Origin of the sequence: Caballeronia calidae (genome assembly GCF_900044055.2) — a bacterium.
Classification (GTDB): Bacteria; Pseudomonadota; Gammaproteobacteria; order Burkholderiales; family Burkholderiaceae; genus Caballeronia; species Caballeronia calidae.
Genome location: NZ_FCOX02000268.1, coordinates 1 through 1473 on the forward strand (window position 1 = coordinate 1; position 1473 = coordinate 1473).

1 protein-coding gene is annotated in these 1473 nt (G+C 55.1%); it reads left to right on the top strand.

What is annotated here, in order from left to right:
- A partial coding sequence (locus tag AWB78_RS42525) for a hypothetical protein (RefSeq protein ID WP_157697912.1) occupies positions 1-1062 on the top strand: 1062 nt, incomplete at its 5' end.
- Positions 1063-1473: the final 411 nt, after the last annotated feature.

The following is a 1473-nucleotide window of genomic DNA, read 5'->3' on the forward strand; positions in this document are numbered from 1 at the left end:
AGTTCCATCATGCTTGGGGCTGATGCGACGAAGTACGTCGTCAAGAAATTTCACCACCTCAAGCAGGATCAAAAGGCGGCATTCCTCAAAGGCATTTCTAAGCTTCACAATGATGCAAGAAATTCGACGACGGAAAGAGCGCAACTCGAGCAGGTGGAAGGCTTGCACAGCTTAATACTTGAGACGACTCTTGAGGTGAAAAATTCGATTCCTACAGAACATTGCTATGAGATTTTCGATGCCTTGCTGAGCTCGATCAAAAACGCGGGCCCTGCGACTCGGAGCCGGGTGCTCACCATGCTTGCGTCGAAGTTGGCGGAGATTCCACGAAACCGGCGACCGTCGATGTTTGACCGTTTGCTGACCGAAAGCGATGCGCTCTCGCTCAATCTTCGCGTGAGGCCCCTATCGGCACTCGCATCGGTCCTGAACAAGCTTCCTGACGGCTTTGTGGATAGCCGGTTGCGGAAGCTGGTGCAGCGCATTCTAGCGCAGGACATCGGCGATCAGATCGAACCGTTGTCGACGCTGATGAGCGAGATAGATCAGCTCTCGGGGGAAGACAGGCTGTCTATTGTCTATCACCTTCTGAATGCGGCGGATAGTTGTAATACGGAGGCAAAGGCGCCAGCACTGGCTGTGCTTGCGAATAGCATCGAATTGTTGCGGGAAGTTCATCGCCTGCAGGTGTTCCAGTTTGTCCTGAAGGCAATTGGCGATTTGGAGTCGCGCGAGCGTATAGAGCCTTTGCGTGCGCTTGCCTCCGAGTGCGCCGAGCTTCCCGAAGCCAATCGCATGGACGGACTCGACGATCTTTTAGGCGCGGTAGCAGCGATAGTTGATCCCGGGGTAAAAGGAGAATTACTACATGCCATCGCGTCAGGGGCCCGCAAGTTCTTCGAGGCTGGATTAGTCGGGGCATTTGGCCATATTCTCGCATCGATCAACCTACTTGACGTTGAGGAGCGGGCAGCACCTTTGTTGGCACTTAGAGCCAATATTCGATGGCTACCGGAAGAGGCGAGGCAAGAAGCGATGCACGACCTGTTACTATTTTCATAAAGGCGATGAGTGCGGCATGTATGTCCTGAGGTGCCGCGATTCATGTGTGAGGCTCGGAGCCATCGGCCGTCTCCAAGCTTTACATTACTTGGGGGTAAGGGTTGGCATTGTACGTACGTCGGATGCAGATACCGGCCGCGTTGCGCCGATGCAAAGCACCACCTCGTGCTCTGCCATCCGTTCCTGTGTGCGTTGTCAGTGCGGCTGCAGAATCCCGCGCCAGACTACCAGCGACACGCCAGCGGAATACCGGTCCTGAGGTCGTCAGCAAACCTCCTCAACAACATCTCTGCCCGCCCCCCCGCGATGTTCGGCCGCTCGTCAAGCGTCACTCCCGGGGTTCCGCGGACTTCTATCTAACGGCGTGGCCGCAGGACGTTCAACTTTAACTGCTTTTGAGCTTCTCTTTTA